Annotated in this window: 11 protein-coding genes; 6 read left to right on the forward strand and 5 right to left on the reverse strand. The window is 69.1% G+C overall.

What is annotated here, in order from left to right:
• Positions 1 to 21: 21 nt before the first annotated feature.
• The 3 genes from ligA (at position 22) to AB0F43_RS37530 (ending at position 3,969) form a co-directional block, all read left to right on the forward strand.
• Positions 22 to 2,154, forward strand: coding sequence for an NAD-dependent DNA ligase LigA (gene ligA / locus AB0F43_RS37520; RefSeq protein WP_360488499.1), 2,133 nt, complete (start codon positions 22 to 24; stop codon positions 2,152 to 2,154).
• A gap of 124 nt (positions 2,155 to 2,278) precedes the next feature.
• Complete coding sequence (locus tag AB0F43_RS37525) at positions 2,279 to 3,724, forward strand: hypothetical protein (RefSeq protein ID WP_360488502.1); 1,446 nt, start codon at positions 2,279 to 2,281, stop codon at positions 3,722 to 3,724.
• A 20-nt stretch (positions 3,725 to 3,744) separates the two neighbouring features.
• On the forward strand, positions 3,745 to 3,969 hold the full coding sequence (locus AB0F43_RS37530) for a hypothetical protein (protein WP_360488505.1): 225 nt from the start codon (positions 3,745 to 3,747) through the stop codon (positions 3,967 to 3,969).
• A 79-nt stretch (positions 3,970 to 4,048) separates the two neighbouring features.
• On the opposite strand, the gene AB0F43_RS37535 is transcribed toward AB0F43_RS37530, so the two are convergent.
• On the reverse strand, positions 4,049 to 4,696 hold the full coding sequence (locus tag AB0F43_RS37535; RefSeq protein ID WP_360488508.1) for an amino acid-binding protein: 648 nt from the start codon (positions 4,694 to 4,696) through the stop codon (positions 4,049 to 4,051).
• A 223-nt stretch (positions 4,697 to 4,919) separates the two neighbouring features.
• Here AB0F43_RS37535 and gatC point away from each other — a divergent pair, with 223 nt between their 5' ends.
• From gatC to gatB, 3 genes are read left to right on the forward strand one after another with little or no spacing between them, the layout of a single operon-like run.
• Complete coding sequence (gene gatC / locus AB0F43_RS37540; protein WP_360488511.1) at positions 4,920 to 5,216, forward strand: Asp-tRNA(Asn)/Glu-tRNA(Gln) amidotransferase subunit GatC; 297 nt, start codon at positions 4,920 to 4,922, stop codon at positions 5,214 to 5,216.
• Positions 5,216 to 6,721, forward strand: coding sequence for an Asp-tRNA(Asn)/Glu-tRNA(Gln) amidotransferase subunit GatA (gatA, locus tag AB0F43_RS37545; RefSeq protein ID WP_360488514.1), 1,506 nt, complete (start codon positions 5,216 to 5,218; stop codon positions 6,719 to 6,721). The genes gatC and gatA overlap by 1 nt, the downstream gene beginning before the upstream one ends.
• Positions 6,718 to 8,214 carry an Asp-tRNA(Asn)/Glu-tRNA(Gln) amidotransferase subunit GatB gene (gatB, locus tag AB0F43_RS37550; protein WP_360488517.1) on the forward strand — a complete coding sequence of 499 codons (1,497 nt, stop codon included), beginning with the start codon at positions 6,718 to 6,720 and terminating at the stop codon, positions 8,212 to 8,214. The genes gatA and gatB overlap by 4 nt, the downstream gene beginning before the upstream one ends.
• 51 nt (positions 8,215 to 8,265) lie before the next feature.
• Here the strand turns inward: gatB and AB0F43_RS37555 are convergent, their stop codons facing one another.
• From AB0F43_RS37555 to AB0F43_RS37570, 4 genes are all read right to left on the reverse strand, one after another.
• Positions 8,266 to 8,799 (reverse strand): general stress protein, encoded by a 534-nt coding sequence (locus AB0F43_RS37555; RefSeq protein WP_360488519.1) that lies wholly within the window; start codon positions 8,797 to 8,799, stop codon positions 8,266 to 8,268.
• An 82-nt stretch (positions 8,800 to 8,881) separates the two neighbouring features.
• Entirely contained in the window at positions 8,882 to 10,054 is a 1,173-nt protein-coding gene (locus tag AB0F43_RS37560; RefSeq protein ID WP_360488521.1) for a PQQ-dependent sugar dehydrogenase, read from the reverse strand.
• 59 nt (positions 10,055 to 10,113) lie between these two features.
• A complete protein-coding gene (locus tag AB0F43_RS37565) occupies positions 10,114 to 11,400 on the reverse strand; it encodes a cyclopropane-fatty-acyl-phospholipid synthase family protein (RefSeq protein WP_360488524.1) in 1,287 nt (428 codons plus the stop codon).
• Entirely contained in the window at positions 11,397 to 12,728 is a 1,332-nt protein-coding gene (locus AB0F43_RS37570) for an FAD-binding oxidoreductase (protein ID WP_360488527.1), read from the reverse strand. Before AB0F43_RS37570 ends, AB0F43_RS37565 begins: the two co-directional genes overlap by 4 nt.
• Positions 12,729 to 12,844 lie beyond the last annotated feature (116 nt).

Below are 12,844 nucleotides of genomic sequence, written 5' to 3' on the forward strand. Positions count from 1 at the left end.
GGGCCACTGTAAGTTCTCCCCATGAGTACGGAGGAGATCCCGGAGACGACTGCTGCCGAACAGCCTGCTGCGCCGCCAGAGGTGCGTGAGCGGCACGCCGCCTTGAGCCAGGAGATCGAGGAGCACCGGGTCAGGTACTACTTGTCCACCTCGACCATCTCGGACGCGGACTTCGACGCCCTGATGCACGAGCTGGAGGCTCTCGAGGAGCAGTACGCCGAGCTCCGCACCCCAGACTCACCGACGCAGAAGGTCGGCGCCCCGATCTCCACCCTGTTCACCCCGGTGCAGCACCCGACCCGGATGGAGAGCCTGGCGAACGCGTTCTCCGCCGAGCAGATGGAGGCCTGGGCCAAGCGGCTCGAGCGCGAGGTCACGGTCAAGCAGATCCACGCCAGCGGCTTCCTGTGCGAGCTGAAGGTGGACGGGCTCGCGCTCGATCTCGTGTACGAGAACGGCCGCCTGGTCAGCGGCGCGACCCGCGGCGACGGGCGCACCGGTGAGGACGTGACGCTGAACGTCCGCACCATCAAGAGCATCCCGAACGACCTGAAGGGCGAGGACCTGCCGTCCTTCCTCGAGGTCCGCGGCGAGGTGTACTTCCGGGTCGAGGACTTCGAGGAGCTGAACGCGCAGCTGGTCGAGGCGGGCAAGGACCCGTTCTCCAACCCGCGCAACAGCGCCGCCGGATCACTGCGGCAGAAAGACCCACGGGTGTCCGCGAGCCGCCCGCTGCGCTTCGTCGTCCACGGTCTGGGCCGGGTCGACGGTTATCACGTCGGCCGGCTGTCGGAGGCGTACGAGCAGCTCAAGGCCTGGGGCCTGCCGGTCAGCGACCGCGCCCGCAAGGTCGAGACGCTCGACCAGGTGAACGACTTCATCGCGTACTACGGCGAGAACCGGCACTCCGTCGACCACGAGATCGACGGTGTCGTGGTCAAGGTGGACGAGGTCGACCTGCAGCGTGCGCTCGGGTCCACCTCGAGTGCCCCCCGGTGGGCGATCGCGTACAAGTACCCACCGGAGGAGGTCACCACCAAGCTCCTCGACATCGAGGTGAACGTCGGCCGCACCGGTCGCGTCACGCCGTACGGAAAGATGGAGCCGGTCCGGGTGGCCGGGTCGACGGTCGAGTTCGCCACCCTGCACAACGCGCAGGAGGTGAAGCGCAAGGGCGTCTGGATCGGCGACACCGTCGTCCTGCGCAAGGCCGGTGACGTCATCCCGGAGATCCTCGGACCGGTGGTCGAGCTGCGGCCGGATGACGCTCGTGAGTTCGTGATGCCGACCGAGTGCCCGTCCTGCGGTACGACGTTGCGCCCGATGAAGGAAGGTGACGTCGACATCCGCTGCCCGAACTCGCAGTCCTGCCCGGCGCAGCTGCGGGAGCGGATCTTCCACCTGGCCGGGCGGTCGGCGTTCGACATCGAGGTGCTCGGGTTCAAGGCCGCGGACGCGCTGATCGGTGACGAGCTGATCACCGACGAGGGCGATCTGTTCGGGCTGACCGAGGAGGAGCTGGCCCGCAGCCCGTTCTTCACCACCAAGGCGGGGTCGCTGTCGGCGAACGCGCAGCGCCTGCTCGCGAACCTCGAGACCGCCAAGACCCAGCCGCTGGCCCGCGGCCTGGTCGCCCTGTCGATCCGGCACGTCGGGCCGACCGCGGCGCAGGCGCTCGCGACGGTGTACGACGACATCGAGGCGATCCGGGCGGCGAGCGAGGAGGAGCTGTCCCAGATCGAGGGGGTCGGCCCGACCATCGCGCGCGCGATGGTCGAGTGGTTCGAGGTCGGCTGGCACCAGGCGATCGTGGACAAGTGGAAGGCGGCCGGCGTCCAGCTGCGGCAGGAGCGCACGGGTCCCAGCGTGCCGCAGACGCTGACCGGCCTGTCCATCGTGGTGACCGGCACGGTCGAGGGTTTCAGCCGGGACGAGGCCACCGAGGCGATCGTGTCGCGCGGCGGCAAGGCGGCCAGCTCGGTCTCCAAGAAGACATCGTTCGTGGTGGTCGGGGACTCCCCGGGCTCGAAGTACGACAAGGCCGTTCAGTTGGGCGTGCCCATCCTCGACGCGGCCGGTTTCCGGGTGCTGCTCGACGAGGGCGCCGATGCCGCGACGAAGGTCGCCACCACTCCCGAACCGGGCAACGCCTAGGAGCAACCGCTCAAGGTGTCGTGGGTCACCCCCGGGCACGTCGTCATCCGATGGATCCGTTGGCTCGGCTGAGCCGTCGGACTGTTAACTTTGCACGTCCACACGTGGGTCAGAAGGAGCAAATATGACGACGCCGCCACAGGGACCGTGGGGTCCTGGGCAGCCGGGGGGCCAGCCGGGCGGGCAGCAAGGGGGACAGGGGGGCCAAGGCGGTTGGGGTCAGCAGCCACCCGGCCAGGGTGGTGGCGGTTGGGGCCAACGCCCTCAGCAGCCCCCGAAGCAGGATCAGCCTCCGCAGCAAGGCGGCGGTGGTTGGGGACAGCAGCCCGGTCAGCCGAGCCAGGGTCAGCCTGGACGACCAGGCCCCGGTCAGCCAGGTCCCAGCCAGGGCCAGCAGCCTGGCCAGGGTGGCTGGGGGCAGCGGTCCCCGCAGCAGGGCGGCGGCTCCTACCAGCAGCAGCCTTGGAGCCAGCAGGGCTCGCAGCAGGGCGGCTGGCATCAGCAGCAGGGTCAGCCCGGGCAGCCGCAGTGGCAGCCGGGTGGCGGCTCCAAGGGACCGGGTGGCATCGGCAAGGACAAGATGCCGCTGGTGATCGGCGGTGGCGTGGTCGGCATCGTGCTGATCGGCCTGCTCATCTTCCTCGGTGTCCGGGCACTCGGCGGTGACGACGAGCCCGAGGCGGGCCCGACCACCACCCAGTCGAGTGAGCCGACCGGCAGCCCGACCAACGGCGGCGACAAGGGTGGCTCGCTCGGTAACGCGACCGGTCAGGCCAAGACGGCGACCGAGAAGCTCCAGGCCGACGGCTACCAGTGCAGCGACCTGTTCAACACCGGCCAGGGCGCACACCGCGGCTGCTTCAAGTACGACGGCCCGACCGAGGCCGAGGTGATCTTCCAGTTCCAGCCCGACGGCACCATCATCGGCGTACTGCTGCAGTCGCAGAACGAGGACAACGTCAACAACGCCGAGGTCACCTTCGACGCGGCGCTGCAGGCGCTCGGCAACGACACCTTCGGCGGCAGCGAGGTGAAGAAGGTCCAGGACGCGGTCAAGACCGGCCAGAAGTCGCAGAAGGTCGGCAGCACCTGGGGCGAGTTCAAGCTGCGGAACAACGGTGACGAGCTGCAGCTGTCCGGTGGCAAGTCCGGGTCGGACTCGTTCGACCTGCCGCGGAAGAGCTTCGACACCACGGAGGACCAGCTGGTCGCCGCGCTGAAGGCCAAGAAGTACGTCTGCACCAGTTCCTGCAGCAAGCCGGTCGGCAAGTACGGCTCGCAGCGGGTCTACTCCTATGGCAGCAAGGGCGAGGGCATCCGGTCGCTGGAGATGAGCGCCTCGGGTGACCCGGAGGACGTCAAGGCGGCGCTCCCGGCGGCGGTGAACGACGCGTTCGCGGCGATGCGTGGGGCGGATGTGGCGGCGCTGAAGTCGTACGTCCAGGCGCACAGCGACGGGAAGTCGTACGCTGCCTATGTGGCCGGATGGCGGGTCGAGATCCTCGCCAACAACGAGGACTCCTACTCGTCGTCGCGGATCTCGATCAGGTACGAGACGTTCTACGTCTGAGCACGGGTGACGGGAGTCGGATGAAGTTCCCCAGGGAGAAGCGGGAGTCGCGGACGGTGGTCACTCCGCCGCCGGAGGCGATCCAGCGCGTCGACGGCGGCGGTCCCTGGGGTCCGACCCAGTTCGACCTCCCGGACCGCAGCGGCAGCAACAGCCAGTCGATCCTGATCGTCGTGCTGGTCGGCGTCGTGGTCCTGCTGATCCTGGCCGGCCTCTGGATCTTCGCCTACATCCGCTTCAGCTAGACCCTCGAAAGCCTCCCCTCCACCAACTGGAGCGGGAGGCTTTCGCATGCCCGACCGCCCTCGGAGACGGCTGGTGAGGTCAGGCGGTGGCGCGGATGGTGACGGCGAGTGAGGCCAGATAACTGAGACGGGCGACCTCGGAGCCGAGGAACTCGGGCCCGCCGCGGCGGCCGATCACGAGGATGCGGTGGCCGGACTCCAGCGGCGCGGCGACCAGGACCGACTCGGCCAGGCCCTTGTGCTGGTCCGGAGCGGCCAGCGTGGTCGCCTTGTCCAGCGGAAGCCACGTGTCGGCCACATCACCGAACTCCGGCGTCGCACTGGTCTCCAGTGCGACCTTCACCTCGCTGCCGGTGCCGTCCAGCAGCGCGGCCCAGTCGGCGTGCAGCACCGCGGGTGACTGCTCGACCAGGATGTCGATCGCGTCGGCGGGTGCCGACGTCATCTGCTCGACGGCCTCGAGGTCCATGTGCAGTCCGCCGCCGGCGCCGTACCGGGAGAACCAGATGACTTCGACGCCTGGTACGCCGTTGCAGGCGGAGACGAGGCGGTCGGGCAGGACGCCGGGCGGCAGGTCGACGACGATGTCGTCGACGGCGGTGCCGTTCTCACGTCGGTGCTCGACGATCTCGATCGCGTGGATGTCGGCGCTCACCTCACCGAGGGCGGTGGCCACCGTGCCCAGCGAACCGGGGCGGTCCGGGATGATCAATCGCAGCAGGAACACCGAACGATCATCTCCCAGCCGAGGACTCTGCGCGTAACGCCATGTCGCGGCCAATGTTACAGAGCGGAGCACGGGGACACGCCCGGCCCTCTCGGCAGATGGGCAGGTACGCATTGTCCACAGCCTGGGGGACGAGGCAACACGGGCGTGACAACCGCCCACTAGGATGGCTCGGGTGTCACCGAGAACCTCTCGGTGTTCCTGCGAACCATTGGATCAGTTCATGCCATCGATTACCCGCGAAGAGGTCGCGCACCTGGCGCGACTGGCGCGGATCGAGCTCACCGACGCCGAGCTCGACCACCTCGCACCACAGCTCGACCAGATCATCACGCTGGTCGGGCAGGTCAGCGAGGTGGCCGCGGACGACATCCCGCCGACCTCACACGCCCTGCCGATCACCAACGTGATGCGCAAGGACGAGAACGTGCCGTGCCTCACGCCGGAGCAGGCGCTGTCCGGCGCGCCGGCCGCGGAGGAGCAGCGATTCCGGGTGCCGCGGATCCTGGAGGAGGACTGATGACCGACCTGATCCGCAGGACCGCGGTCGAGCTCGCGGAGCTGATGACGTCCGGCCAGGCCAGCTCGGTGGAGATCACCCAGGCGCATCTGGACCGGATCGCCGCCGTCGACGACTCCGTGCGGGCGTTCCTGCACGTCGACACCGAGGGCGCGCTGGCCCAGGCCGCCGAGGTGGACAAGAAGCGTGTCGCGGGGGAGCAGCTCGGCCCGCTGGCGGGTGTCCCCCTGGCGCTGAAGGACGTGCTGACCCAGGAGGGTGTGCCGACTACGGCCGGCTCGAAGATCCTCGAGGGCTGGAAGCCGCCGTACGACTCGACCGTGGTCAAGCGGTTGAAGGCGGCCGGCATCGTCATCCTCGGCAAGACCAACATGGACGAGTTCGCGATGGGCTCCTCGACGGAAAACTCGGCGTACGGCACCACCCACAACCCGTGGGATCTCGGCCGCATCCCGGGCGGTTCCGGCGGTGGGTCCTCGGCCGCGATCTCGGCGTACGAGGCGCCGCTCGCGATCGGCACCGACACCGGTGGCTCGATCCGTCAGCCGGGTGCGTTCACCGGCACGGTCGGCGTCAAGCCGACGTACGGCGGCACGTCGCGGTACGGGCTGATCGCGCTGGCCTCGAGCCTGGACACGCCCGGCCCGTGTGCGCGGACGACCCTGGACACGGCGCTGCTGCACGAGGCGATCGCCGGGTACGACCCGATGGACTCGACCTCGATCAACCAGCCGGTGCCGGCCGTTGTCGAGGCCGCGCGGCGCGCGGATGTGAACGGGCTGCGCGTCGGTGTGGTCAAGGAGCTCGGCGGTGAGGGCTACCAGCCGGGGGTCGAGGCACGCTTCCACGAGGCGGTCGAGCTGCTCACCAAGCTCGGCGCCGAGGTGGTCGAGGTGTCCTGCCCGCACTTCCAGTACGCGCTGCCGGCGTACTACCTGATCCTGCCGAGCGAGGCGTCGTCCAACCTGGCCAAGTTCGACGCGATGCGGTACGGGCTGCGCGTCGGCGACGACGGCGTGAACAGCGCGGAGAAGGTGATGAGCCTGACCCGCGAGGCCGGCTTCGGCGACGAGGTCAAGCGACGCATCATGCTCGGCACGCACGCCCTGTCCAGCGGGTACTACGACGCGTACTACGGGCAGGCGCAGAAGGTGCGGACGTTGATCCAGCGTGACTTCGCCCAGGCCTACGAGCAGGTCGACGTGCTGGTGTCGCCGGCCACGCCGACGACCGCGTTCCCGATCGGCGACCGCGCCGACGACCCGATCGCGATGTACAAGAACGACCTCTGCACGATTCCGGTCAACCTGGCCGGCAACGCGGCCGCGTCGTTCCCGTGCGGCCTGGCCGACGAGGACAACCTGCCGGTCGGCTTCCACGTGATGGCCCCGGTGATGCGCGACGACCTGCTGTACCAGGTCGGTTCCGCGCTCGAGGCCGCGCTGGCCGAGCAGTGGGGTGGCGTGCTGATGACCAAGGCTCCGGAGCTGGAGGTGACCCGATGACCGCAGACGTCCTCGACATCAAGGACGCACTGGCGCAGTACGACCCGGTGATGGGCCTCGAGGTCCACGTCGAGCTGAACACGAAGTCGAAGATGTTCTGCGGCTGCCCGACCGAGTTCGGCGCGCCGCCGAACACCCAGACCTGCCCGGTCTGCCTCGGCCTGCCGGGTGCGCTGCCGGTGGTGAACGAAGGCGCCGTGCGCGCGGCGATCATGATCGGCCTGGCGCTGAACTGCGACATCGCCGAGTGGTGCCGGTTCGCCCGGAAGAACTACTTCTACCCGGACATGCCGAAGAACTTCCAGACCTCCCAGTACGACGAGCCGATCGCGTACAACGGGTGGACCGAGGTCGTGGTCGACGGTGAGACGTACCGGATCGAGATCGAGCGCGCCCACATGGAGGAGGACACCGGCAAGTCCACCCACGTCGGTGGCGCGACCGGCCGGATCCACGGTGCGTCGCACTCGCTGGTCGACTACAACCGGGCCGGGATCCCGCTGATCGAGATCGTCACCAAGACGATCGAGGTGCCGGGGGAGAAGGCCGCCGCGGTGGCGCGGGCGTACGTGAGCATGCTGCGGGACCTGCTGCTCGCGCTCGGCGTCTCCGACGTCCGGATGGACCAGGGCTCGCTGCGCTGCGACGCCAACGTCTCGCTGAAGCCGTCCGGGTCGACCGTGTTCGGCACCCGCACCGAGACCAAGAACGTGAACTCGTTCCGCTCGGTCGAGCGCGCGGTGACGTACGAGATCACCCGGCAGGCGGCGATTCTCGCGTCCGGCGGCAAGGTCGTGCAGGAGACCCGGCACTGGCACGAGGACACCGGGATCACCACCTCCGGCCGGGAGAAGTCGGACGCGGAGGACTACCGCTACTTCCCGGAGCCGGACCTGGTCCCGGTCGCCCCGTCCCGCGAGTGGGTCGAGGAGCTGCGCGCTTCGTTGCCGGAGGCACCTTCGTTGCGGCGGGCGCGGTTGCAGCAGGACTGGGGTTTCACCGACCTGGAGATGCGCGACGTCGTGAACGGCAACGCGCTGGAGCCGATCGTCGCGACGGTCGAGCTCGGGGTGACGCCGGCCGCGGCGAAGAAGTGGTGGCTGGGTGAGCTGGCCCGGGCGGCGAACGAGTCGGGTCAGGACCTCGACGCGCTCGGCGTCGGTCCGGCCGAGGTCGCCGAGGTGCAGAAGCTCGTCGACGCCGGGTCGCTGAACGACAAGCTGGCGCGGCAGGTGTTCGACGGCCTGATCAAGGGTGAGGGCACGCCGGCCGAGATCATCTCGGCCCGCGGCCTGGCGCTGGTTTCGGACGACTCCGCGCTGATCGAGGCCATCGACCGGGCCATCGCCGCCAACCCCGACGTGGTGGAGAAGGTCAACTCCGGCAAGCCGGCCGCCGCCGGCGCCCTGATCGGCGCCGTCATGAAGGACATGCGCGGCCAAGCCGACGCAGCCAAGGTCCGCGAGCTGCTCAACGCCAAGCTCGGGATCTGAATCGACGGTACCCGGGGTCAGCCGAAGGGCTGACCCCGGCCCGGCGCAGCCTCAGGCTGCGTCTTTCTGCGCCGGCGTCTCGTGCGGAGCATCGGCGATGACCTGGCGCTCCACTCGGCCGTCGTCCACGTCGTGAGCGTCGGCGAGCAGGGTCCGGGCGACCGAGAGCTCCTCGACCGGGCAGCGGACCTCGTAGCGGGTCGGCACCACCTCGGTCGCGACCACCTCCGGCCGGTTCCGGATCAGGGCGCGGAACAGTCCCCACAGCGTCCCGAGCAGGCCGCCGTACACGAGGCCCCAGATGACCACGACGAGTCCGGTCAGGCTGGTCTCGGCCACCAGCGTGACGAACACACCGGCCAGCAGTCCGAGCACCGCGCCGTGCTGCGCGCCCGCGGCGGTCAGCTTGACCACCGGCGCCGCTTGCGATTTCTGTGCCAGCCGGAGGTCGGCCCCGACGATGTCCAGGGACCCGGCGTCCATCCCGTAACTTCGCAGGTAGTCCACTGTCCGCTGAGCATCCTCGAACGTGCTCACCGAAGCGATCACACTGCTGGGTACGACGGACACCTGGTCGGGCCGCATTACGGTCTCCTCCTTGAACGTGGCGGAATCTTCTTCCACAAGTACCAGACGGGCGAAGAGCCCAAACGGTTGGCGAGAACCGTCAACGGCTGATCGTGATGCGCAGGATCCGGTCGTCGCCGTTCTGGGTGTCACCGCGGCCGTCGGTGTTCGAGGTGGTCAGCCACAGGGATCCGTCCGGTGCGGCCTCGACCGTTCGCAGCCGCCCGAACTCGTTCGTGAAAAACGCCTGCGGCTCGCCGGTCCGCTTGCCTCCGGCAACCGGTATGGCCCACAGCCGCTCACCGCGCAGCGAGGCCATGAACACGTGCCCCTGGGCGAAGGCGATTCCCGACGGCGACGCGTCACTCGTCCGCCATTGCGCGATCGGGTCCGTCATCCCGTCCAGCCCCTCGATCCCTTCCGCGGCCGGCCAGCCGTAGTTCGCGCCCGAGGTGATCGTGTTGAGCTCGTCCCAGGTGTTCTGCCCGAACTCGGCGGCGTACAGCTGGTTCCCGTCGAAGGCGAGACCCTGCACGTTCCGGTGGCCCTTGGAGTACCACAGTCGGCCGCCCGGATTCCCCGGTGCTGCCTTCCCGTCGGTGGTGATCCGCAGGATCTTCCCGCCCAGCGAGGCGTCGTCCTGTGAGTTCGGCCGGTCGGCTCCGTCACCGGTCCCGGCGTACAGGTAGCCGTCCGGCCCGAACCGCAGCCGGCCGCCGTTGTGGATCGACGCCGCCGGGATCCCGTCCAGGATCACCTGCTGGTCGCTCAGCCGGTTGTCCCGGTAGGTCAGCCGGGCGATCCGGTTTTCACCGCCGGCGCTGTAGTACGCGTAGATGTACGGGCGGCTCGGGTACTGCGGATCGACCGCGAGCCCGAGTAGGCCGCCCTCCGACGACGGGTCCACGTCGTCGACCTCGCCGACCTCGGTCACCCGGCCGCCCGCGATCCGCTTGATCTTGGCCGAGTCGCGTTCACTCACCAGCGCGCTCTGGTCGGGCAGGAACGCCAACCCCCACGGCACCTCGATCCCGGTCGCCACCGTCGACGCCACGGCCAGCTTCACCGGCCCCCGCGGGGTGGCGGTGGTCCGCGGCGGCGCCGACGTCGTGCCCGGGCTCGTCGGCGCAGGCGTCGTACTGGTCGAAGGACTGGTCGCCGAGGTCCCCGACCCGGACGCCTCGCCGCCGTCCCCGGAACACCCGGCCACGAGCGCGAACGCGGTCAGCATCACCGCGGTACGAGACCCCTGCCTGACCTTCGTCCTGACCACGCCGTCTCCTCGGGTCGATGCCGTACCCCCAAGTTAGCGGCTCACACCAGCCCCGGACGTCAGCTGAGCCAGGTCGGGCGTAACGGGAAGTGGGCGTTGGCCTCGTCGTCGAGTTTTACGGCGAGGACCTGGTGGAGTTGGGTGTTGTTGCGTTCGAAGCCGACGCGGCAGGCGGCCAGGTAGAGGCCCCAGATCTTTGCGGTGGGGTAGCCGACCTCGGCGACCGCCTCGTCCCAGTGGGCGACGAGGTTGTCGGACCAGGCCGCGAGGGTGAGCGCGTAGTGCTCCCGCAGGTTCTCCTCGTGGCGGACCTCGAAGCCGGCGTCCTGGGCCTCGGCGATGATCCGGCCGGAGCCGATCAGCTCGCCGTCGGGGAAGATGTAGCGGTCGATGAACGCACCGGTCGAGCGGTACCGGTTGTCCGGCCGGGTGATGCTGTGGTTCAGCAGCCGGCCGCCCGGCTTGAGCCGGTCGAGCAGGAAGCCGAAGTACGACGGGTAGTTGCGCACGCCGATGTGCTCGGTCAGGCCGATCGAGCTGATCGCGTCGAAGTCGCGCTCGGCGACGTCGCGGTAGTCGAGGAAACGCACCTCGGCCAGGTCCTCCAGGCCGTCGCGTTTGATCGCCTCGGCCGCCCACTCCGCCTGCGCCGACGACAACGTCACGCCCAGCGCCTTCACGCCGTACTCGCGGGCCGCGTGCCGGACCATGCCGCCCCAGCCGCAGCCGACGTCGAGAAGTCGTTGCCCAGGGCGCAGATCGAGTTTGCGCGCGACCAGGTCGTACTTCTCGAACTGCGCCTGCTCCAGCGTCGCGTCCGGCGACGGGTAGACGGCGCACGTGTACGTCATCGACGGGCCGAGGATCCACTCGTAGAACGTGTTCGACACGTCGTAGTGGTGGTGGATGGCGGACCGGTCCCGCGTCCGTGAGTGGCGCAACCCTTCGAACGTACGACGCCACTTCGGCAGGTGCTCCTGCGGCGGTGGAGGCGGCGGTTTGAGGTGATTCCAGCCCAGACCGCGGACGATGCGCAGTGCCTCGGCCGGCGTCGGCCGCTGGAAATGCAGCTGGTTGAGCATCAACTGCATCAGCGGGTACGGATTGCCCGGATGGACGCCGGTGATCTCCAGGTCGCCCATCACGTAGGCGCGGACCATTCCGAGGTCGCCGGGCGCGGTCAGCACGTAGGACAGTCCACGCTCGGAGGCGAGATGCATGTGGATCGGTGAGTCTTCAGGTCCGGTGGCGCTGCCGTCGTACGCCGTGAACCGGAACGGCAGCCCGTCCGGTGTCACAGTGGTCAGCGCTTCGGCGATCGAAACCCGGGTCTCCAGGGTGGTCATCGGCGTGTCACCGCCTTCTCGTAGAGCCCGGTGAGCCGGGCGTCGGGGTCGTAGCGTTTCTTGACCTCTGTCAGGGCCGGGACGTTGTACAGCCGGTCGAACGTGTCTCGGTCGTAGTAAGCGTCGGAGTACAGGGACTTGTGCCCGTCGAACTCGGCCACCGCCTGCTCGATGCGGCGATTCACATCACCGTCACGAGCGCCGGGAGCGATCGGCACGGTGCCCCAGAAGCCGACGTTGACGTACGTCGTCCCCGGCTCGAGGGGATACAGCGGCCAAGCGGCGGAGCCGCGCAGGCGCAGCGGGCACAGCCACACCGGGCGCATCCCCACCTCGGCGTCGAACCAGCGCAGGAACCCGGCCAGCCGGGTGACCGGGATCTCGACGTCCTGGATGACGCGTTCGCGATCCGGCTTGCCGCGGCGGCGGTTGATGCGCGCGGCCACCTGATACCTGTTCTCGAGGCCGACGAGCTTGTGGAACACGTCGCTGCGCCGCCAGCGCTTCGGCCACAGCCGTCGTACCAGCGGCTTCTGCGCGCCGAAGGCGGCCGAGCACCAGAACCAGTCGGTGTCCCACCGCCACAGGTAGTCGTGCGCGGTGAGGAAGTCCTTCGGGCGCTGCTGGATCGAGCGGTAGTAGATCTGCTGACCGGTGTAGTCGCTCGTCCGCACCGCTGCGTCGCTGTTGCGGCCCAGCGTCAGGTACGCCTCAGACGGGCTGAACGCGACCCCGTCGACGAAGTGCACCGGCTCGTCGTCGTACATGCCGGAGGCAATGATCTCCTCGATCACCGGGGCCAGCTGGTCGAGTCCGAGCTGGACGTGCCGGAGCGCGACGTACGGCGAGATGCGGTCGAGCTCGATCTTGAGCCGGGTCGCGTAGCCGAGCGTGCCGTAGGAGTTCGGGAAGGTCCGGAACAGTTCCGCGTGCTCGCCGTCCGGCCGGGCGGTGACGAGGTCGCCGGCGCCGGTGAGGATGTCCAGCTCGAGGACGGACTCGTGCGGCAGGCCGGCCCGGAACGACGAGGACTCGATGCCCAGCCCGGTCACCGCGCCGCCGAGGGTGATCGTCTTCAGCTGCGGCACGACCATCGGCGTCAGCCCGTGTGGGAGGGTCGCGGCGACCAGGTCCTCGTACGTGCACATGCCCTGGACGTCTGCCGTTCGCGCCTCCACGTCGACGCTGATCACCCCCGTCAGTCCCGACACGTCCAGGCCCGGCCGCTCGATCTCGGTCCGGGGCCGGAACAGGTTCGAACTCCGTTTCGCCAGCCGGACCGGCTCCCCGGGCGGGATGCGCTGGTACGACGAACGAAGCCGTCCCACGGCCTGATCGTGATCAACGGTCGCAGCCAGATCCGATGTCGAGGGCACCGATCCACTGTACGACGAATGAGCCTGTGGACGGCGGGATGAAAAGTGTCCGGTCCGGCGAGTAGGTT

The sequence above is a fragment of the Kribbella sp. NPDC023972 genome, assembly GCF_040639075.1.
In the GTDB taxonomy this organism is placed as follows: domain Bacteria; phylum Actinomycetota; class Actinomycetes; order Propionibacteriales; family Kribbellaceae; genus Kribbella.